Origin of the sequence: Saccharopolyspora erythraea NRRL 2338, from assembly GCF_000062885.1 — a bacterium.
GTDB classification, from domain to species: domain Bacteria; phylum Actinomycetota; class Actinomycetes; order Mycobacteriales; family Pseudonocardiaceae; genus Saccharopolyspora_D; species Saccharopolyspora_D erythraea.
Map to the genome: position 1 here is coordinate 2,979,062 of NC_009142.1, position 18,877 is coordinate 2,997,938.

At 69.2% G+C, this 18,877-nt stretch carries 22 protein-coding genes and 2 pseudogenes; 19 read left to right on the forward strand and 5 right to left on the reverse strand.

The genetic code is table 11. From position 1 onward, the window contains the following. Window positions 1-3 precede the first annotated feature (3 nt). From SACE_RS13205 to SACE_RS37620, 3 genes are all read left to right on the forward strand, one after another. Window positions 4-1,035 (forward strand): LCP family protein, encoded by a 1,032-nt coding sequence (locus SACE_RS13205; RefSeq protein ID WP_011873799.1) that lies wholly within the window; start codon window positions 4-6, stop codon window positions 1,033-1,035. Window position 1,036: 1 nt separating this feature from the next. Continuing rightward, complete coding sequence (locus tag SACE_RS13210) at window positions 1,037-1,390, forward strand: hypothetical protein (protein ID WP_009951003.1); 354 nt, start codon at window positions 1,037-1,039, stop codon at window positions 1,388-1,390. A 187-nt stretch (window positions 1,391-1,577) separates the two neighbouring features. After that, the gene (locus tag SACE_RS37620; protein ID WP_143538137.1) at window positions 1,578-1,793 is read left to right on the forward strand and encodes a hypothetical protein; all 216 of its coding nucleotides are present in this window, start codon (window positions 1,578-1,580) and stop codon (window positions 1,791-1,793) included. Between the two features lie 20 nt (window positions 1,794-1,813). Here SACE_RS37620 and SACE_RS39170 read toward each other — a convergent pair. Then, window positions 1,814-2,442, reverse strand: a pseudogene (locus SACE_RS39170) (Nramp family divalent metal transporter). Between the two features lie 27 nt (window positions 2,443-2,469). Beyond that, a complete protein-coding gene (locus tag SACE_RS39180) occupies window positions 2,470-2,652 on the reverse strand; it encodes a hypothetical protein (RefSeq protein WP_011873801.1) in 183 nt (60 codons plus the stop codon). Between the two features lie 650 nt (window positions 2,653-3,302). On the opposite strand from SACE_RS39180, the gene SACE_RS13220 reads away from it, so the two are divergent. Beyond that, the gene (locus SACE_RS13220) at window positions 3,303-3,728 is read left to right on the forward strand and encodes an STAS domain-containing protein (protein WP_009951000.1); all 426 of its coding nucleotides are present in this window, start codon (window positions 3,303-3,305) and stop codon (window positions 3,726-3,728) included. A gap of 137 nt (window positions 3,729-3,865) precedes the next feature. Here the strand turns inward: SACE_RS13220 and SACE_RS13225 are convergent, their stop codons facing one another. After that, a complete protein-coding gene (locus SACE_RS13225; protein WP_021341770.1) occupies window positions 3,866-5,176 on the reverse strand; it encodes an ATP-grasp domain-containing protein in 1,311 nt (436 codons plus the stop codon). Between the two features lie 398 nt (window positions 5,177-5,574). Between SACE_RS13225 and SACE_RS13230 the strand changes: the two genes are divergently transcribed. The 10 genes and pseudogenes from SACE_RS13230 (at window position 5,575) to SACE_RS13265 (ending at window position 11,300) form a co-directional block, all read left to right on the forward strand. After that, complete coding sequence (locus SACE_RS13230) at window positions 5,575-6,297, forward strand: flavodoxin family protein (protein ID WP_011873803.1); 723 nt, start codon at window positions 5,575-5,577, stop codon at window positions 6,295-6,297. Window positions 6,298-6,429: 132 nt separating this feature from the next. After that, window positions 6,430-6,792 carry an RraA family protein gene (locus tag SACE_RS13235; RefSeq protein WP_197537739.1) on the forward strand — a complete coding sequence of 121 codons (363 nt, stop codon included), beginning with the start codon at window positions 6,430-6,432 and terminating at the stop codon, window positions 6,790-6,792. Window positions 6,793-6,963: 171 nt separating this feature from the next. After that, a complete protein-coding gene (locus SACE_RS13240) occupies window positions 6,964-7,563 on the forward strand; it encodes a molybdopterin-dependent oxidoreductase (RefSeq protein WP_029622167.1) in 600 nt (199 codons plus the stop codon). After that, window positions 7,533-8,297 carry a ferredoxin reductase gene (locus SACE_RS13245; protein WP_009950994.1) on the forward strand — a complete coding sequence of 255 codons (765 nt, stop codon included), beginning with the start codon at window positions 7,533-7,535 and terminating at the stop codon, window positions 8,295-8,297. Before SACE_RS13240 ends, SACE_RS13245 begins: the two co-directional genes overlap by 31 nt. 1 nt (window position 8,298) lies before the next feature. After that, entirely contained in the window at window positions 8,299-8,583 is a 285-nt protein-coding gene (locus SACE_RS13250) for a DUF6510 family protein (protein ID WP_009950993.1), read from the forward strand. 174 nt (window positions 8,584-8,757) lie between these two features. Continuing rightward, a pseudogene (locus SACE_RS40115) lies at window positions 8,758-8,934 on the forward strand (epoxide hydrolase N-terminal domain-containing protein); the annotation flags it as partial. A 103-nt stretch (window positions 8,935-9,037) separates the two neighbouring features. Continuing rightward, entirely contained in the window at window positions 9,038-9,247 is a 210-nt protein-coding gene (locus SACE_RS39190; RefSeq protein WP_029622165.1) for a hypothetical protein, read from the forward strand. A gap of 159 nt (window positions 9,248-9,406) precedes the next feature. Continuing rightward, window positions 9,407-9,679, forward strand: coding sequence for a hypothetical protein (locus SACE_RS39195; protein WP_029622164.1), 273 nt, complete (start codon window positions 9,407-9,409; stop codon window positions 9,677-9,679). A 147-nt stretch (window positions 9,680-9,826) separates the two neighbouring features. Beyond that, the gene (locus tag SACE_RS13260) at window positions 9,827-10,150 is read left to right on the forward strand and encodes a hypothetical protein (protein ID WP_029622163.1); all 324 of its coding nucleotides are present in this window, start codon (window positions 9,827-9,829) and stop codon (window positions 10,148-10,150) included. Between the two features lie 493 nt (window positions 10,151-10,643). Continuing rightward, a complete protein-coding gene (locus SACE_RS13265) occupies window positions 10,644-11,300 on the forward strand; it encodes a TetR-type transcription factor C-terminal domain-containing protein (RefSeq protein ID WP_011873810.1) in 657 nt (218 codons plus the stop codon). 42 nt (window positions 11,301-11,342) lie between these two features. On the opposite strand, the gene SACE_RS13270 is transcribed toward SACE_RS13265, so the two are convergent. Then, on the reverse strand, window positions 11,343-12,377 hold the full coding sequence (locus tag SACE_RS13270; protein ID WP_009950988.1) for an NAD(P)-dependent alcohol dehydrogenase: 1,035 nt from the start codon (window positions 12,375-12,377) through the stop codon (window positions 11,343-11,345). A gap of 196 nt (window positions 12,378-12,573) precedes the next feature. On the opposite strand from SACE_RS13270, the gene SACE_RS13275 reads away from it, so the two are divergent. The 4 genes from SACE_RS13275 (at window position 12,574) to SACE_RS13290 (ending at window position 16,382) form a co-directional block, all read left to right on the forward strand. Next, window positions 12,574-13,923 (forward strand): FAD-binding protein, encoded by a 1,350-nt coding sequence (locus SACE_RS13275; RefSeq protein WP_009950987.1) that lies wholly within the window; start codon window positions 12,574-12,576, stop codon window positions 13,921-13,923. A 46-nt stretch (window positions 13,924-13,969) separates the two neighbouring features. Further along, window positions 13,970-14,764, forward strand: coding sequence for an SDR family NAD(P)-dependent oxidoreductase (locus SACE_RS13280; protein ID WP_009950985.1), 795 nt, complete (start codon window positions 13,970-13,972; stop codon window positions 14,762-14,764). Between the two features lie 47 nt (window positions 14,765-14,811). After that, the gene (locus tag SACE_RS13285; RefSeq protein ID WP_009950984.1) at window positions 14,812-15,960 is read left to right on the forward strand and encodes an acetyl-CoA C-acetyltransferase; all 1,149 of its coding nucleotides are present in this window, start codon (window positions 14,812-14,814) and stop codon (window positions 15,958-15,960) included. Window positions 15,961-16,031: 71 nt separating this feature from the next. Continuing rightward, entirely contained in the window at window positions 16,032-16,382 is a 351-nt protein-coding gene (locus SACE_RS13290; protein WP_011873812.1) for a hypothetical protein, read from the forward strand. Window positions 16,383-16,401: 19 nt separating this feature from the next. On the opposite strand, the gene SACE_RS13295 is transcribed toward SACE_RS13290, so the two are convergent. Then, entirely contained in the window at window positions 16,402-17,439 is a 1,038-nt protein-coding gene (locus SACE_RS13295; RefSeq protein WP_011873813.1) for an NAD(P)-dependent alcohol dehydrogenase, read from the reverse strand. A 172-nt stretch (window positions 17,440-17,611) separates the two neighbouring features. Between SACE_RS13295 and SACE_RS13300 the strand changes: the two genes are divergently transcribed. Beyond that, window positions 17,612-18,868, forward strand: a complete 1,257-nt coding sequence (locus tag SACE_RS13300; RefSeq protein ID WP_009950915.1) for an MFS transporter — start codon at window positions 17,612-17,614, stop codon at window positions 18,866-18,868. The last annotated feature ends 9 nt before the right edge of the window (window positions 18,869-18,877 follow it).

The window sequence follows — 18,877 nt, forward strand, 5'->3', positions numbered from 1 at the left end:
GATATGACCTACACACAACCGGGCTACCGGGCGCGCGGACGGACGCCGGAGCCTCGGGTCCGGCGGAGGCGGTGGGGGCGCAAGGTCGTCGCGGTGCTGGTGGTGCTGGTGCTGGCGCTGGTCGGGTTCGTGCTCTACGTGGACTACTCGCTCAAGCGGGAGCAGGCGCTGCCGGTCGATGGTGAGCGGCCGCAGGACGGGCCGGGGACGAACTGGCTGCTGGTGGGTTCGGACAGCCGGGAGGACCTGGACCAGGAGCGCAAGGACGAGCTGGGCACCGGGGACACGGCGGGCCGGCGCACCGACACGGTGATGCTGGTGCACATCCCGGAAAGCGGTGGTACTCCGACGATGGTGAGCCTGCCGCGGGACTCGCTGGTCAAGATCCCCGGTCAGGGCAAGGACAAGCTCAACGCCGCGTTCGCCTACGGCGGTTCGCAGTTGCTGGCCCGCACCGTGGAGAACAACACCGGGGTGCGCATCGACCACTACGCCGAGGTCGGGCTGGGCGGCTTCGCCGACATCACCGACGCGATCGGCGGGGTGGACCTGTGCGTCAAGGAACCGATGCAGGACCCGAAGGCCAACCTGGATCTGCAGCCGGGCTGCCAGACGTTGCAGGGGCCGCAGGCGCTGGGTTACGTGCGCACCCGGGCGACCGCGCGGGGTGATCTGGACCGGGTCCAGCGGCAGCGGGAGTTTTTGGCCGCGCTGACCGAGAAGGTCTCCGGCCCCGAGGTGCTGGCCAACCCGTTCCGGCTGTTCCCGCTGATCCTGGACACCTCCCAGTCGTTCCTGGTCGACTCCGGCGACCACGTCTGGCACCTGGGCTCGCTGGGCCTGGCGATGCAGGGCATCGCCTCCGGGCAGGGCGTGACGACCACCGTGCCGTTCGGCGGCTTCGGTGAGACCGACGGCGGCGCCTCGGTCGTGGAATGGGACGACGAGGGCGCCGAGAAGCTGTTCGGCGCACTGGCCACCGACACCCCCGTGCCACAGGAAGTCATCACCACCGCCGAAGGCATCGGAGGCTGATGTGGAGCAGGTTCGTCAAGCTGGTTCGTTCGGCGATGAACTCGAGCAGGCGCTGGAGGCGTTCGAGGCCTACCTGGCCGAGACCGCACCCAGCGGCCGGCGTCACGCTGAACCGGACGTGCACTCGGAGAAGTTCTACGAGCTGCGGATGGAGGTGATCCGCCGGGCCGAAGCCCTGCCGCGCGCGGTGTGGCCCCGCCCGACGTGCGAGCACTGCGCCGGACAGCGCGAGGTTCAAGCGGTCCAGGCCCGATACCCGGACGGGGCGGGCTCACCGGAGTTCGACAGCGTCCGCCGGATGTGCCCGGACTGCTGGGGAACGGGCCTGGCCTTGAACAGCAGCCACGGGACGTGATCACGGTGGCTGTACGAGCAGCGGCGGGACATCCGGGTCCGGCTGGTCGCCCGTTCAACGTCAGGAAGCCTGCAAGGGCGATGCGTTCTTGCAGGCTTCCTGCGTTGTCAGGTCAGGGTTGGCTTGCGGCCTTCTCCAGTCCCGGGCGGAGCTTGTCGAGTGCCTCGCCGACTGGCACGGTGCCCCGGTGACCTCCGCTCGCATCCAGACATGGCACGCCTTCTGGGGCCGCTCTTCCTGGAGGCACGACATTCCGGGTTGGACGTTGTCCGGGCTCAAGTCGCTGGTCATGGGAGGCGATCTGGTGGAGGAAGACGACGGTCGCAGGGATGCGGGTTTCCTCGTCTGCACCTTCGGTTCGGCCGACTTCACCGTCGAGTTCGTGACCATCCCGCACGACTGAGCTTGGCGTCGCACGCCTGCTCAGCCGAACAGCTCGCCGAGCTCTTCTTGCACGGTCAGCACCGAGAGAACCCCGAACAGCAGGATCGACCAGACCAGCGGCGAGACGATCTTCGGCATGTGCCGCCCCATGCCCTTGTCCCGGATCCAGTTGCTCTGCACCAGGTTCTGCCCGCCGCCGGCGCCGGCGAACGCCAGCGCGCCGAGCAACACGGCGAACCCGAGCTCGGCGGCCGGGAAGCGCGGCTGGGTCACGATCGTGGGCACGTCCCTCCAGGTCGTGGCCCCGATGACGAACAGCGAGCCGACCACGATGAGCAGCAGGATCGCCGCCACCTTGAGCATCTGGGCGCGCTCCAGCGCGGTGTAGACCGTGGGCGCCAGGGTGAGGATGAGCGCGATCGCGATCAGGATGGCCACGGCGACGACGTCCTTGCTGCCGCCGGTCGCGTAGGTCAGCAGCGTTGCCGAGCTCGTCGCCCATGCCGGCCACAGGTTGGCGAGATAGGCCATGATCGCGAACACCAGGCCCCAGTGCCGCCACAGGCGGCTGAAGCGGTGATCGCGGTTTCACCGGTGGCCAGGGTGTAGCGCTCGATCTCCATGTTCAGGAAGTACTGCGTCACCAGGCCCAGCAGCGCCGCCCACACGAAGGTCAGGCCGACCTGGGAGGTGATTTAGGGGAACAGGATGAACTCGCCGGTGGCCAGGCCGACCCCGGCGGCGACGATGCCCGGTCCGATGTAGCGCCACTGCCGGGCGGGCGGCTCGGGGAGGTCCCGCACCTGCGGTGGCGGGATGTGCTTGGTGGGAAACGCTTCCACCGGGTCGGAAGCGCCCGCTCCATTACGGCGAGCCATGGGGGCTCCTCCGCTCGGGTCGGCGCGGTCCGGATAGCGCACGAACCGCTTTGGCGGGTCTTCCTGCCGAGCCGCACCTGCCTCGGAGCCGGCCGACCAGAACCGCGCCGAATCGTCGACCAGCGAGCTGAGAGTCGGCACGCGCTGAGCACCGGCCGCGGGTTGAGTCCGCGGCTGGAGGAGAGTCGCCGCGGCAGTGCTCACGTGTCGTGCGCGAACTGGCATTCGAGCGTCTGCGGCACCATCGTGGTCGCGTTGCGCGGCTGCGAACCGCGCTTCGAACCCTGAGCGGCCACCGTGCTCAGCGCCATCGTTCACACCCCTAGTCAACGCCTGCCGCGCCCGCCCGTCACGTCGTTCTTGGCCGGGCGGCAGACTCCACGCGATTACGTGCTCCGTCTGATCGCCGACCGTTCCAACGTCGACCCGGAGCCGGGCCGGAACGGGATGTGCGCGCGACATCGAGGGTGGGCTGTTGAGCACGGAGGTAGAGTGGTGGGTGGTTGAGCAAGCAGCCCCGGATCATCACGCCGATCGTGGTGCCGCGCGGCTAGTTCTGCTCCCACCCGGGCGGCGCGTGACCACGCCTCCGGACGAGTTCGCAGTTCCGGCTGTTCCTCCTCGGCCAGGAGAGCGAGGAGGACCAGATCATGAGCACCTCGTCCGAGCAAACCGGAAACACCGGTTTCCCGGGTGCGGCCGCGCAGCCCACTCCCTTGAGCATCCACGTGGACTACTACAGACCGCACGCGGTCGTGCTCACCGCCCGCGGCCAGCTCGACGCCACGAACGTCGTGCGCTTCGCCGAGGTCCTGCGGTCCCGGCTGTCGACCCCCGTACGCGCGATCGTGGTGGATCTGCAGGACCTCACCTTCCTCGGGGTCCCCGGTCTGGACGTGCTCGGCCAGGCCCACGTGCACGCCGCCGTTCACGGCCAGCGCCTGCACCTGGTCGCCGACCACCCCGAGGTCCTGCGCGCCCTGCGGGTGGCCGGGCTGGCCCATCTGGCCGGGCATCCCGATGTGGAGACGGCACTGGCCGACGCTCCTGAACCAGCGGGAGGGCGCGGCTCATGATTGACACCGTCGCCCGGTCACGCCTGGTCACCACCCACGTCGCCGACCACACCGGACCGTGTCTGCGCTGCGGCAAGCCCACTGCACAGCGCGCACTGCCGGTGACCGCTACCGCGCACGCTCGAGTGGGCTAGCCGTCACGCGCCCAGGCTGGCCGCCCCGCCTGCCCGTCGTCCGATCTCGTCGAGATCGAAGTGCAGGAGTTCGGTGCTGCGGTGGAAGCGCTCGAGCAGTTCCGTTTCGTTGCGGGCGCCGATGTAGAGCGCGGCGAGCTCGTAGCTGTAGGCGTCCTGGAACGGTACGTCGGACAAGTTCGCGCCTTCGGTGGCGACGATGTCGACGATGATGTCGGGCACTGCCCGACGCACCTGTTCGATGTCGTCCCTGGAGGGACCGCTGCGGACGAACGCGTGTTTGAAAGTACGCATGTACCATTTCGCCGCGACCTCGTATCTGCCGCGTCGGAAAGGCATTTCGGGGTCTTTTCCCAGCGCCAGTCGCACCATCGCATGGAGGTTGGCCACGCCGTCGACGAACTCGAACAGGGGCGCGTGGGACTGGGACAGGCGCGGGTTCATCTCCAGGATGCTGAGGTCGCCCTTGTCGCTGTCCCAGAAGAACTCGATGTTGAAGGTGGTGCGGTCGAGGCCGACTTGGCGCACCACCTGCTTGCAGATTTCCTCGACGCGGTCGCACACCTCCTGCGGCAGGCCGGAGGGGTACTGGTAGCGGAGAAAGCTCGAGGTACCGGGGTAGGTCATGGAGTCGACCACGCCGTAGACGGTTGGTTCCCCGCCGAAGCAGTAGCCCTCGGCGGTGATCTGCTGCCCGCCGACCTCCTCCTCCGCGAGGCACATCTGCCCGTGGCCCTCGTGGATCTCGGGTGGGAGGTCGAGCATCGACAGCACGTAGTCGAAGGCCGTGCCCACCGCGCCGATGCACTCGCGGATCTCGGCCACGGCGTGATCGAAGTCCTCCTGGTTGCCGACTCGGAATGCGAGCACGGAGGAGTAGGACTTGACAGGCTTGAGCCAGAACGGGAGCCGCAGGCCGGGCATCTTGGCGTCGTTCAGATCGACCAACGCGAACGCCGGAAGGGCGTCGGTGACCTTCTGCTGTTCCAGGCGGCTCCAGTACTTGTGCTCGCACTTGACCACCGACTCCAGGCTGGGCCCGTGCAGCCCGTTGCGCTGGGCGAGGATGGGCACCATCGAGCTGACCGGGAAGTCCCAGTAGCCGACGATCGCGTCGACCGACCCGTCGAACTTGTCGAGCTCCCTTTGAGCCCTTTCCAGGTAGTCGGAGAGTCCCACCTCGCCTTCCATGAGCTCCGACTTGCTCAGCAAGGGGTGGAAGCTGTACTCGTTCTGGTGGGGCAGGTGGTGCAGCAGTCGACAGTTGCGCTCGTCCAGACCGAGCACAAAGATGTTCCGGACCGCACCCGCCACGTCGTTCGAGTACCCGGACAGGCGCTTCCTTAACGCGAGGCCGACAGACGTAGCCGGCCCATGTCGACGGTGAAGGCCTGATCGCCCCGACTCTGCAAAGGGCACCGCGATGGCCGGCGATCTCGCGGATGCTGTAGGTGCAGGATGGCTGCTGGACATGGCCTGGACCGCCGCTCACGTCGGCGAGTCGAGGAACGCCTCCGGCAAGCCAAAACGAACATGTCTGGTGCTGGTCGCGATGACGGCGGCGACGCGGGCACCCCTGCAACTGCCGTTGCGGTACCAGCTGAGAGCCGGGAGTGCGGGGGTAGGCCAGGCTGCCTATCGTAGCGGCGTGGGCGGCCTACTGGTTGTGAGTCGCCGGGCTTCTCATGACGATCGGCCGAAGGTGGACCGTGATGACCGCTACCCAAGTGCCACCTCGCTTTGACGGGCTGCGTGCCCTGTTCATCAACTGCACGCTGAAGCGCTCGCCGGAACTCACTCACACGCAGGGCCTGGTCGACCGCAGTGCCGCGATCATGCGCGAGCGAGGTGTGGCGGTGGACCAGTTCCGGGCGGTCGACCACGACATCGCCACCGGTGTTCGGCCGGACATGACCGAACACGGTTGGGCCAGTGACGAGTGGCCACAGCTGTTCCCGCGCGTCCTGGGCGCCGACATCCTCATCCTGGCAGGGCCGATCTGGTTGGGAGACAACAGCTCCGTGCTCAAACGCGTTGTCGAACGGCTCTACGGCTGCTCGCACCTGCTCAACGATGCCGGCCAGTACGCCTACTACGGGCGCACAGCCGGATGTCTGTTCACCGGCAACGAGGACGGCGTCAAGCACTGTGCGATGAACGTGCTCTACAGCCTGCAACACCTCGGCTACACGGTTCCGCCCCAGGCCGACGCGGGGTGGATCGGCGAGGCCGGTCCCGGACCGAGCTACCTCGACGAAGGCTCTGGTGGCCCGGACAACGACTTCACCAACCGCAACACCACCTTCATGACCTACAACCTCATGCACATCGCCGCCCTGCTCCGGCAGGCCGGAGGCGTGCCCGCCTACGGCAACCAGCGTTCCGAGTGGGCTGCGGGCTGTCACTTCGGGTTCGACAACCCGGACTACCGCTAGCGGTACGTCCGAAGGAGAGTCCACGATGACCGGACAGAACACGGAACTGGCAACGACGGTCACCGGACTCGGTTGCGCTGCCATCGTGGATGCCATGGGACGTGCCCACCAGCCCGCGCGCACGTGCTGAGCTTGGTCAGCCCCACTGCGCAGCGCCCGATGTTCGGCCCCGCCGCGACCATCGCGTTCGTGCCTTACCGCGACGACTTCACCGATGCCGAAACCGCGGGATTCGCCGGCTGGTTCTACCGAGTGGTGGGAGATGCGCCCGCAGGGGCGGTCCTCGTGCTCTCCGGCGGCGGCTACCCGGACGTCTCGCACGGCGGTCGCACCAAGATGTTTCGCCCGCACAACCACGAGCTCGCCGGGCTGCTCCGCGGCGGCCGGCTCCGCGGCCTCGACGAGCTGGCCCGGTACAGCTTCGCCACCTGGTGCACGGGCGAGGCCACCCGCGCCGGCGACGACACCGGAAGGGGCTCTGCGGGCGAGCGGTAGCGCGATGCGAGCGGATTTCGCACGTGTCCCAAACTCGTCCGTTGCAACAAGATCGAAGAATTTTTACGACGGACCCTCTTGGGTGTTCGGGTCTTTCGGCTCTTACGTGCTTCGACCCCGGCCAGCACGTTGGTGAGGGCTGCTCGACGTGCTGAGCGGGGAGGGACGGCGATGGGTATCGTGTCGCCTGGTTTTCAGGGACGCCCGCGTTCGAGCGGGCCGCAGTTGCCGCCGGGCCAGTACCAAATCGAGGATTTCCCCGTGTTGTCCGCGGGCCCGACGCCGCGGGTTCCGCTCGATGAGTGGGAGTTCGTGATCACGACGGAGACCGGGCAGGTCCATCGCTGGTCGTGGCCGCAGTTCCGGGAACTGCCCGTGGAGATGCCGGAAGTGGACATCCACTGCGTCACCAAGTGGTCGAAGCTGGGCACGAGCTGGAGCGGCGTGTCGCTGGACACGCTGCTGGCCGAGGTGGACACGGCGGCGGATTTCGCGCTGGTGGACTCCTACGGCGGGTACACGACGAACCTGCCGCTGGAGGATCTGCTCGATGGCCAGGCGTGGATCGTTTACGAGTACGACGGTGCCGATCTCGCACCCGAGCATGGAGGTCCGGCCAGGTTGCTCGTGCCGCATCTGTACTTCTGGAAGTCGGCGAAGTGGGTGCATGGCATGCGGTTGCTGCTGGAGGACGAGCCCGGGTTCTGGGAGAGGATCGGCTACCACGATTACGGTGACCCGTGGCGCGAGCAGCGGTATCAGGGCGACTGACCGGCCGGCTGAGCTGGCGGGTCGCGCGTCTGGTCGACTACCGCGACGAGACGCCCACGGCACGCACCCTGGTACTGGACGTAGCGGGCTGGCCGGGACATTCGGCCGGGCAGCACGTCGACGTCCGGCTGACCGCCGCTGATGGTTACAGCACGCAGCGCAGCTATTCGCTGGCCGCCCCCGCGGACGGTGACCGGCTGGAGCTGACGGTGCAACGGGTCCCCGATGGCGAAGTGTCTCCGTACCTGACCGAGGTGTACTCGGTAGGAGACCCGGTGGAGGTGCGCGGCCCTCTCGGTGGCTGGTTCGTGTGGCGCCCGGCAGCGACCGAGCCGGTGCTGCTGATCGGGGGAGGATCGGGCATCGTGCCGTTGATGGCGATGGTGCGGGCGCGTCGCGCTGCCCGCAGTCGTACACCGTTTCGCTTGCTCTACTCGGTCCGCTCGCCCGCGGATGTGTATTACGCCCGGGAGCTGGCTCAGCCGACGCGTGGGGACGACGGCCTGGACGTGACCTACGTGTACACGCGTTCGGCGCCGCAGGGCTGGTCCGGGAAACCCGGCAGGATCGGCATCGCGGACATCAACCGTGGTGGCTGGCCACCGGAGTTCGAACCGAGCTGTTTCGTCTGCGGGCCCACAGGTTTCGTCGAAACGGCCGCCAACATTCTGGTGGCGCTGGGCCACGCGCCGAAGCGGATCAAGACCGAGAGGTTCGGCCCGAGCGGAGGATGACATGACACGGCTGAACACCGAGCAGTACGTGGACGGCAACGCCTTGGCCGGCCCTCTGGCGGAGGTCTTCGCGGTCGATGTCACAGCCGCCGTCGAGCGTTGCATCGGCTGCGGGCGAGCCGGCCCGGTCGCAGCGCTCCGCGTCTACCAGCACGCACCCGGCCTGGTCGCCCGATGTCCAGGCTGCGACGCGGTGGTGATGCGTGTTGTCCGGGGACCGGACACGGCATGGCTGGACCTGAAAGGCACGATGAGTCTTCAGATCCCGCTCGCGAGTTCTGGTTAGCCGAACCTTCCTAAGTGGACTCGGACAGCGAGGGCGGCCGAAAGCCCGAGGAGAGGCGTTGTCATGTCTGGCACTGCGAACACGGAATCCGTCCCGACCTGATCCGAGTTCCGCCCCGTCGAGGTCAAGGTCTCGGAGGAAGATCTGCCTGCGCCGCCGCATCGCCGCTCCTCGCTGGCCCAGCAGGTGGAGGATCGGTCGCAGGGCGTGTGGTTGGCGACGATGCGCGAACTCGCCCGCTACTGGGGCACCGAGTACGACTGGCGCCGGTGCGAGGCGAAACCCAACGCGCTGCCGCAGTTCACCACCGAGATCGACGGGGTGGACGTCCAATTCATCCACGTCAGGCCGCGGCACGAGACCGCGTTGCCGCTGATCATGACGCACGGCTGGCCCGGTTTGGTCATCGAGCTCCTCGACACCGTCGGTCCCCTGACCGACCCGACCTCGCGCGGTGGCACCCCGAGACGCGTTCCACCTGGTGCTGCCGTCGTTGCCCGGCTACGGCTTCTCGGGCGAGCCGGCCGAGCTCGGCTGGGAGTCCGGTCGCATCGCACGCGCGTGGGCGGACCGCCTCGACTACCCGCGCCACGTCGCCCAGGGGCGACGTGGGTGCACGCGATGGGCCGCCGAGCACCCGAGGGACTGCTCGGCGTCCACCTGAACCTGCTCGCCGCGGCGCTCGGTCTCGAGGACCAACTGCCGGCCCTGACCGAGCCGGAACGCGCGGCGCACTACGCGGTCAACACGTCCTGGAGCAGTCCACCCGGCCGAAGACGATCGCTACTCGCTGCTGGATTCACCGGTCGGGCTGGCGTCCTGGTTGCTCGATCACGACACGGACAGCTACTACAAGATCTCTCGCGTGTTCGTCGACGGGGGGCCGGTGGGCAACCTCCTCCGGGACAACCTCGTCGACAACATCACGCTGTACTGGCTGACGGGCACCGGCGCCTCGGCCGCCCGGTGGTACTGGGAGTTCGGACGGGCCCAGGCCGCGGCCCATGCGGCAGGCCCGGCTCCTCCGGCGGTCTCGGTCCCGGTCGGCTTCACGACCTTCCCCGGCCCATCAGACCGCCCAAGATCGCTTTGGTGACACCAATGCCCAACAGCCGACGACTGGCACATCGATGCCGGTTCGGCGTCACTACGGCGACCCGCGCCGTGGAACGGTTCGAGTTGCCTGCTCGGTGGTACCCCAATCTCGATGCTGGCGTGTTGACCGGTGCGCTGAGGAGGGGTCATGGCTACCAAGCAACGGAGATCGGGAGGGCGTGAGGTGACGACGGTGAACCTGCCGGGCGTGACCGCCGAGCTCCACCAGCCCGACCACTACATCCCCACGCGCGAAGATCTTGCCAGTGCGGCGAACACCGTGCGGAGCTATCTGCCGTCCGGCAAGTCGATGATCTTCTACGGCGGTCTGGGCGCGCTGGCGGCGTTCGACGTGCTCGCGTGGCCGGTGGCGGCGGCGATCGGAGTGGGCACCGCGTTGGCCCAGCAGAGCGCCGCCGAGGGCAGGTCGGGTTCGTCCGGTGGCCGGCGGACGGCTGCGCAGTCGAGCTGACCCGGACAGGCGTCGGAGCGTCGAGATTCGTCTCGGTGCTCCGACGCCTGTGGTCATGCTGGGCCGTACAGACAGCTGCGTGCCAGGTGACGGAGACGGCGACTCTGGTGCTGGCCGGCCGAGTTCGGCCAGGACGTGCTCACGCAACCGCGCGCGGCAGGCCGTATTCTCCAAGCTGGGCCTGCCCGGTAGGAAGCATCAGCCGATGCTCCACTCGCGGGCCGAGGCAAACGGATGCTTCGGGCCCTCCAGCCACCGGGACAGGCGTGTCGAGTGTCCGCTGTCGTGGCCTGCGTGGTCAGGGGTCGGAGTCCCAACCGACGACAGGCGGAGAACCCCACGGGTTCGCACACGAGTTCCAAGCGAGAGACGCGGGCGCTTCGGGGGCGCACGCGGCGCCGGCCATCCCGGCCGAGCCGAGTTCAGGTCAGGTCGACTAGCATTGGACCCTGCGGTCGTGACGTGGCGGAGCTCGGACGGGTGAGGGCGCAGGATGTCGACGAAGGCAGGGGAAGTGGCGAGCCGGGAGAGTGCGCGGTCCAAGCGCAAGGTCATCCTCGACGCGGCGATCGACCACTTCGGTGCGGTGGGTTTCGAGCACACGAAGTGGGCGACGGTCGCCGACCAGGTCGGTATCGGGCAGACCGCGCTGTACCACTACTTCGAGTCGAAGTCGCACTGCCTGCTCACCATCATGCGCATGCAGCTCGACAGCAGCCTTGCGGGGTTCCGCGAGGCCACGTCCGGTGTCGCGGACCCCACCCGGGCGCTGAAGGCCGCGATCGCCTCGGCCTACGAGGCCACCGAGCGCGAGGCGTTGCAGCGGCGGATCCTGCACAACCACATGGACCTGCTGTCCACGCCGCGCCAGTCCAAGCGAGAGGAGGCCGAGCGGCAGGCCTGCCGCGAGCTCGTGCGCGACATCGAGGCGGAATGGGCGGAGCTGATCCGGCGCGGGATCGACAAGGGCGTCTTCCTCGACCGCGACCCGGTCGTCACCGCCCGGCTCGTGCTCGGTCTTGTGGTGAGCGTGTGGAGGTGGTACCGCTCGGACGGATCGACGAGCCTGGACGAGATCACCGAGGTGATCACCGACTCCTGCTTGCGCATGGTCCGGGTGCGGGCTCCCAGGAACACCAGGAAGAGCTGAGCGCGACCCGTCGGCATCCACGCCAGGAGCCGGGACCGGATGCTAGGCCGGGGACGTCACCACGGCGCGCCCGGTGAGCCCGCCTTCCCGCAGGAGGCCGATCGCCTTCGGGATGTCGTTGAGCGCGAACTCCTCGATCTCCACGCGGGCCACGCCTGATTCCGCCATCCGCACGACGTGCTCCAGATCGCGCATGGTGCCCCCGCGCGAACTCATTACCACGACCCCGGGTTCGACCAGTGCACGGCTGAACGGCAGCACGCCCCCGCCTCGGCCGCACACGACGACCGCGCCCCGCCCCCGTGTGTTACCGACCGCGGTGCGCAGCGTCTCGTCGGACCCGACGAAGTCCACGACGGCATCGACCCCACGCCCACGCGTCAGCTCGGTGACCCGCTTCCCCCAGTGCTCGTCGGCATCGAGCGCGTGGTCGGCTCCGAGATCACGCGCGATGCGCAGGCGCTGCTCGCTGCGGTCCACGGCGATCACCTGGGCCTGCGTCAGGGCCTTCGCGTACTGGACGGCGAAGCCGCCGAGTCCGCCGACGCCGATCAACGCGATGGTCTCGGCGCGGTCCGCGTGGCCAACGGCGTTGGACACCGCGTGGTACGCGGAGAGTCCCGCGTCCGCGAGGGGAGCGGCGTGCTTGGGCTGCAACGTCGCGAGCTCCACCAGTTGACGGCGGTCGGCGACCATGTACGGGGCGAACCCGCCGTCTTCGGCCAGGCCGCGGCAGCTGAGGCTCCGGCAGTGGTTCTCGTGCCCGGCCGCGCAGTGGTCGCATGCGCCGCAGAACTGGATGGCCGACACGACGACGGCCTGGCCGGGTTGCAGGTCCTCGACGCCGGCGCCCAGGTCTTCGACCCAGCCCGCGTTCTCGTGGCCCAGGGTGAACGGCTTGGTGAAGGGCAGGCCGCCCACCCCCGTGCGCACGACTTCCAGGTCCGTCCCGCAGACGCCGGCACCGCCGACGCGCAGCAACACCTGCCCGGGGCCGGGTGCGGGCCTGGGGATCGACACCAGTTCGGGAGCGCGCCCCGGTCCGAGAGCGCGGTAGGCAGTCATCGACTCCGGCATGACTTTCCTTGTCCGGACAGAGGGTTCGCGAGCTGTCGGCACCTCGGCACTCGAGCTGCTGAGCCGAGTTCGGTTCGGACGGAGCGAACCAGGTGCCCTCGGTGCTGTCAAGGCGCGACGCCCGACGCTATACAACTGAATTCACTTCTGTTAGCTTTCTCGAGCCCGCGGTGGGTGTCGAAGGCAGGAGGCGGCGGTGTCCGACGATCCCGACGACGTCGATGTGCTGGTGATCGGTGGCGGCATGGCCGGCCTGACCGCCGCGGTCCGCGGTATCCGGAGCGGGGCGAAGGTGCTGCTGGTCGAGGCGGCCGAGTCCGTCGGAGGCTCCGCGCGCTACGCCGGTTACGTGTGGACGGCTCCGGACCGGCAGACCATGGCCCGGGTGAACCCGCACGGTGACGAGGCCCTGCGCAACGCGCTCGTCGACGGCTTCGACAGAGCCGTGGAGTGGATCCGGTCGCTGGGTGTGGAGTGCGGAGGTGCGGTTCCCGTGCTCGGCTTCGGGCGCGGTCACCAGTTCGACCCGCCGCGCTACATCGACGAGTGCCGTCGCGTCGTCCGGGCCGAGGGAGAACTGCTCACCCGCACCACGACCACCTCGCTCCACCACGAGCACGGAGGTGTGGCCGGTGCGGACCTCGCTCTACCTGGCGGCCAGCGGCGCTCGGTGCGAGCCGGCGCGACGATCTTGGCCACCGGTGGTTTCCAGGCGAACACCGAACTCGTCGACCGGCACGTGCACCCGGCTGCGAGCACCGTCGCGCTCCGATCCAATCCCACCAGCCGCGGAGACGGTCTGCGGCTCGCGCGCCAGGCCGGAGCGGCCACCGGTCACGACGGCGCCGGCTTCTACGGCCACCTGGTGCCGGCCGGGGTCAGCCTCGCCGATCCTGCCGACTTCGTCAGTCTGTCGCTCTACTACAGCGAGCACGCCCTCCTGTTCAACCTCGCAGGCCGGCGCTTCGCGGACGAGACGCTCGGCGACCACCTGACGACGATGGCGCTCCTGCGGCAGCCGGAGGCCCGCGGGCTGCTGGTCGCGGATGCGCGGGTCCACCGGGAGTGGATCACCGCCCAGTACGTGGAAGGCGCGCCGAGCACGGACAAGTTCGCCCTCGCCCAGAAGCGGACGGACCGCGCCGGGCTGGCCGACTCGGTTGACGAGCTCGCGCTCCTGCCGCCGGAATGGGGCTACGACGGAGCGGAGATCGCACGGCAGATCCAGGCCTGCAACGACGCCGCGACGCGCGGCGAGGAGCCCATGCCCGGACGGGCGTACGACAACACGCCGCTGACCGAAGGTCCGTACTACGTGGTCGAGGTCCGTCCGGCGATCACGTTCCCCTTCTACGGGGTCCTGATCGACGAGCACTCACGAGTACTGGACAGCGCTGGTCGGCCGATCGCAGGGCTGTTCGCCGCGGGCGCCGACGCGGGCGGCCTCTACTACCAGGCCTATGCGGGCGGGATCGCGCCCGCGATCGTCCAGGGGCTGGCCGCGGCTGAGCGAGCTGCGGCCGAGCGGGATCCGGCCGCGTCGTAGCCGGGATTTTCGTGCCAAGGCACCCCTGCACCATGGGAGGAGCACCGTGAACGACAACCTCGACGCATTCGCGGGAAAAGTGGCTCTGGTGACCGGTGCGGGGAGCGGGATCGGCCGCGCCGCGGCCCGGCAGCTCGCCCGGCGCGGGGCGGCCCACGTCGTGTTCGCCGACGTCGATGCCCAGGCCGCGGCCGCAGCCGCCGAGGGCGTCGAGCAGGCGCGGTGCCTCGGGCTCGACGTGGCCGACTCCACGCGCGTCGACGACGCCGTGAACGCGCTCGTCGCGGAGCGCGGCAGGCTCGACGTGGTGGTCCACGCCGCCGGCATCGACGACCCCGTCGCCAAGCAGCGGCTGGCCGAGGCCGTCGAGGGTGGCCACACCTTCGAGCTCATCGGCCGGTTGTCGGACGAGACCTGGCAGCGGATGATCGCGGTCAACCTCACCGGCGCGTTCCACGTGCTGCGCGCAGCCGTACGGCACATGTGCGCGCAGAAGTCGGGCAGCGTCGTACTCGTCGGTTCTTCGTCGTCTTTCGACGCCCCGGTATCCCACCCGCACTACGCGGCTGCGAAAGCAGGCGTGCACGCCCTGGCGCAGTCGGTCGCCAAAGAGGTCATCGCGCACGATGTGCGGGTCAACGTGCTCGCCCCCGGGCCGACGGACACGGCGATGGCCCGGCGCACGCCGGAAATCCTCAAGCAGGCCGCGCCCGGGTCGTCGGTCTCGCGCTACGCCACGGCGGACGAGATGGCCGCGCTCGCGCTCTTCCTGGCCGGCGATGAAGCGGTCAACGTCGTCGGTGGAGTTCTGCTGGCCAACGGCGGCCGGTTCACCGCCTGACACGAGCACAGTTCCAGGTTCACCCCTTGCGAGATTCGGAGACTTCCATGCCTGAGGCCTACATCGTCGAGGCGCTTCGCTCACCGGTCGGTCGTCGCGGTGGTGGGCTCAGCGCCCTTCACCCGAACGACCTCGGCGGCCGGATCCTGGCCGCGCTGGTGGAGCGGACCGGGATCGACCCGGCCGCGGTCGACGACGTGATCTTCGGCTGCGTCGGCCAGATGGGTGCGCAGAGCGCCAACGTCGCCCGCAACGCCTGGCTGAGCGCCGGGCTGCCCGAATCCGTCCCGGCGACCACCGTCGACCGCCAGTGCGGCTCCGCTCAGCAGGCGATCCACTTCGCGGCGCAGGCGGTGCTGTCCGGCACCCAGGACCTCGTCATCGCCGGTGGTCTCGAGGTGATGAGCCGCGTGCCGATCGCGAGTCCCGCAGTCGTCGGGCAGCGGGAGGGCATGGGTTTCCCGTACGACGGCGAAGGCTGGCGCAACCGCTACGGCGACCAGGAGATCTCCCAGTTCCGCGGTGCGGAGCTCATCGCCGAGAAGTGGAGCGTCTCGCGCGAGGACATGGAGGAGCTGGCGCTGGACAGCCACCAGCGCGCCCTCGCGGCGATCGACGACGGTGCGTTCACGGCTGAGATCGTGCCTGTGGACGGGCTCGCGGCTGACGAGGGGCCGCGGCCGGACAGCTCCCTGGAGAAGATGGCCGGTCTCAAGCCGCTCCGGGAGGGCGGCCGGATCACGGCCGCCGTGTCGAGCCAGATCTCCGACGGCGCTTGCGCGCTGCTGCTCGCCTCGGAGCAGGCGGTCCGGACGCATGGACTGACGCCGCTGGCACGGATCCAGGCGATGGCGGTGGTCGGTTCCGATCCGGTGTTCATGCTCACGGGACCGATCCCCGCGACGGAAGCGGTCCTGGCCAAGGCAGGTGTGGAGATCGACGACGTCGACCTGTTCGAGGTGAACGAGGCGTTCGCCTCCGTCGTGCTCGCCTGGCTGAAGGAAACCGGGGCGCCTTGGCCGAAGACGAACGTCCTCGGCGGTGCCATCGCGTTGGGGCACCCGCTCGGCGCGACCGGGGCCAGGCTCATGACCACGATGCTCCACCACCTGGGCCGCACCGGCGGGCGCTACGGCCTGCAGACGATGTGCGAAGGCGGTGGCATGGCGAACGCGACGCTGGTGGAGCGCCTTTGACCGCGCCCCGCCTTCGCCGCTGAACGACAATCACCGCACGCCGGCACTTCCCGGTCGGAGGGAGCACACTCATGCTGATTCCCGAGTACATGGCTCGGCTCGACGGCGACGACCCGCGCACGGCCATGGACCTCGTCGAGGACGACGTCAGCTTCCTGCTGGCGTTGCCGTCCGGCCCGGTTCGCGGGACGTCCAAGGCCGAGCTGTGGGGGTATGTGTCCCGTCGTCCCGCCGTCATCAGGCGGCACCACATCGTCGAGGCGAGCTCGCACGACGACTTCGAAGCCGTCTACGGGGTGGTCACCGACGACGGAGTGGAGACCGGTGCGTTCCTGGCCTCGGCCAGGCTTTCCCAGTCCGGTCTCATGCAGCGCTACCTCGTGCACTTCGACCCGGAGTTCCGGCTTTTCGAGGCGGTGTAGCGGCTCGGAACCGACCTGCTCAGCCGGGGACGAGCACAGCGCGCCCGGAGAGTCTCCCGTCGCGCAGCGCGGACATCGCCTCATGGACCGCCGTGAGGGGGAACCGCTCGGCTTCCACCTTGAGCGCCCCAGAACGGCTGAGGGCGACGACGTCGGCGAGTTCGTCCCGGCTGCCCCAGAACGGCAGCGAGATCCGGCTTCCCGGCGGCAGCGAACCGGGCTTGCGCACGGTGAGTTCTCCACCGCCGCTGCCGACCAGCACCAGGTCCCCGTCTGCGCGCAGCCCGCGGGTACCCAGGTCGAGCGTCGAGCGGCTGCCGACGAAGTCGAGGACGGCGTCGACGCCGGTGCCGCTGGTCGTGGCCCGCAGGACGCGGCTCGTGTCGGTCGTCGCCTTGGTGCTGAGGTGCGCTCCCGAGCGCTCGGCGAGGGCGAGGGCTTCCTCGCGCACGTCCACGGCGATCACCCGGCAGGGAGTCAGTGCGCGGAGCATCTGGACCGCCAGGTGTCCGAGACCGCCGACCCCGATGACCGCGACGGTCGAGTCCGCACCGAGCCGGGGGCGGATGCCCGCCACCGCGTGGTAGGAGGTCAGGCCCGCGTCGGTCAGCGGAGCGGCCTCGCCGGCGTCCAGGTCCCCGATCGGGACCAGGTGCCTGGCGGACGGGACGAGGACGTACTCGGCCATCCCGCCATCAAGGCCCAGTCCCATCCCGGCCCAGGACAGCTCGGCTCTGCGGTCGCAGTAGTTGTCGCGTCCTTGCGTGCACCGCAGGCAACTCCCGCATCCCCAGGGGCCATGGATGACGACTCGTCGGCCGACGGTCACCGCCGCTGCGGGCCCGTGCGCGGTGATCCGCCCGGCGACCTCGTGTCCGAGCGTGAACGGCGGGCGGAACGGCATGGTCCCGCGGTCCGCGTCGATGACGTGCAGGTCCGAGCGGCACAGGCCGACGGCTTCGACGCGCACGAGGACCTGGCCGTCGCGGGGGAGCGGCCGCGCGAGCTCGGTGACGACCGGCGAACGTCCCCAGTCCGGCAGGCGCACCGCTGTCATGGGTGGAGGCACCCGGTCAATCTAGCAAGCTGAACTCAGTTCGAGTACACGTTGACCAACTGAGTTCAGTTCTGTAGCTTTGCCGCCCATCTGGACGCCAGACCAAGCCGGCCAAGGGAGTCAGGCTATGCGCTCTGCTCAGCAATCCGGGTCTTCCGAGGCGGATCCAGTCGTGTTCAAGCCGCGGGCCGTGCGCCGCGCGGCTACGGCCGGCGCACTCGGAAACCTCATCGAGTACTACGATTTCAGCCTCTACGGCTACCTCGCGGTGGTGATCGCACCGCAGTTCTTCCCGGCGGGCAACTCGACCACATCGCTGCTCGCCGCGCTCGCGGTGTTCGCGACCGCGTTCCTGGCGCGGCCCGTCGGTGGGATCTTCTTCGGCCTGCTCGGCGACCGCATGGGCAGGCGCACGGCGCTCATCTCGTCGGTGGTGTGCATGGGAGTCGCCGCCAGCGCGACCGGGCTGCTGCCGACCTACGACCAGATCGGGATCGCGGCCGCGGTGCTGCTCTTCCTCGCCCGGCTGGCCCAGGGGTTCTCGGCCGGAGGTGAGGCCGTCGGTTCCATCACCTACGTCTACGAGTCGGTGCCGGCCAAGCGCCGCGCGTTCCTGGGATCCTTCAACTACATCGGGTCGAACCTCGGGTTCGCGGTCGCCGCCGTCGCGGCCGGCGCGGTGTCGGCGCTGACCACCGAGTCGCAGATGTCGGACTGGGGATGGCGGCTGCCGTTCCTGCTCGCCATCCCGCTCACCTTCCTGAGCCTGTGGGCCCGGCTGCGGATCGAGGACACCCCCGAGTTCGCGGCCGCCTCCCGCCGTGCGGATCTTCCCACCGCGCCGATGAGAGAGGCCTTCGCCACCCACCGCGCGGCCATGGCGCGCACCCTGGGCGTGACAGTGGCGCAGACCGGGTGCCTCTTCTTCGGCCTGACCTACATGAACATCTACCTGTCGGCGAACCTCGGCTACGACGCGACGCAGGTGCACTGGCTCTCGGCGCTGGTGGTGCTGACCGGCGCGGTGCTCATGCTGCCCGCCGGCTGGCTGGCCGGACGCCTGGGTTCCCGCAACGTGCTGCTCGTCGGGTTCCTGGGCCTGCTGCTGACCACCTACCCCGCGCTGATGCTCATGGGGCAGGACAGCCTTGCTCTCGCCGGGGCCGCGTACCTGTTGTACATGGCGTGGGGCGCGTTGATCCAGGCGCCCGCGGGGAGTCTGTTCCCGCACCTGTTCGAGCGCCGGGTTCGCTACACCGGCATGGCCGTCGGCTACAACCTCGGCAACATCGTCGCCGGGGGCACGGCGCCGTACGCCGCGGCCTACCTCATCGACCGGACCGGCGACGTGCTTTCCCCCTCGTTCTTCGTGATGACCGTGTGCGTGATCGGGATCGCCACCCTGCTCGGCATCCGGAACCACCGCTAGCGACGGGCG

What these genes read in the sequence shown, in the direction of transcription:
- SACE_RS39180 (WP_011873801.1), bottom strand. Translation starts at nt 2,652, where the DNA reads ATGGCTCGCCGTAATGGAGCGGGCGCTTCCGACCCGGTGGAAGCGTTT.
- SACE_RS13285 (WP_009950984.1), top strand. Translation starts at nt 14,812, where the DNA reads ATGCCTGAGGCCTACATCGTCGAGGCGCTTCGCTCACCGGTCGGTCGT.
- SACE_RS13250 (WP_009950993.1), top strand. Translation starts at nt 8,299, where the DNA reads ATGACACGGCTGAACACCGAGCAGTACGTGGACGGCAACGCCTTGGCC.
- SACE_RS13205 (WP_011873799.1), top strand. Translation starts at nt 4, where the DNA reads ATGACCTACACACAACCGGGCTACCGGGCGCGCGGACGGACGCCGGAG.
- SACE_RS13230 (WP_011873803.1), top strand. Translation starts at nt 5,575, where the DNA reads ATGACCGCTACCCAAGTGCCACCTCGCTTTGACGGGCTGCGTGCCCTG.
- SACE_RS13270 (WP_009950988.1), bottom strand. Translation starts at nt 12,377, where the DNA reads ATGCCGGAGTCGATGACTGCCTACCGCGCTCTCGGACCGGGGCGCGCT.
- SACE_RS13260 (WP_029622163.1), top strand. Translation starts at nt 9,827, where the DNA reads ATGGCTACCAAGCAACGGAGATCGGGAGGGCGTGAGGTGACGACGGTG.
- SACE_RS13240 (WP_029622167.1), top strand. Translation starts at nt 6,964, where the DNA reads ATGGGTATCGTGTCGCCTGGTTTTCAGGGACGCCCGCGTTCGAGCGGG.
- SACE_RS13265 (WP_011873810.1), top strand. Translation starts at nt 10,644, where the DNA reads ATGTCGACGAAGGCAGGGGAAGTGGCGAGCCGGGAGAGTGCGCGGTCC.
- SACE_RS13290 (WP_011873812.1), top strand. Translation starts at nt 16,032, where the DNA reads ATGCTGATTCCCGAGTACATGGCTCGGCTCGACGGCGACGACCCGCGC.
- SACE_RS13220 (WP_009951000.1), top strand. Translation starts at nt 3,303, where the DNA reads ATGAGCACCTCGTCCGAGCAAACCGGAAACACCGGTTTCCCGGGTGCG.
- SACE_RS13295 (WP_011873813.1), bottom strand. Translation starts at nt 17,439, where the DNA reads ATGACAGCGGTGCGCCTGCCGGACTGGGGACGTTCGCCGGTCGTCACC.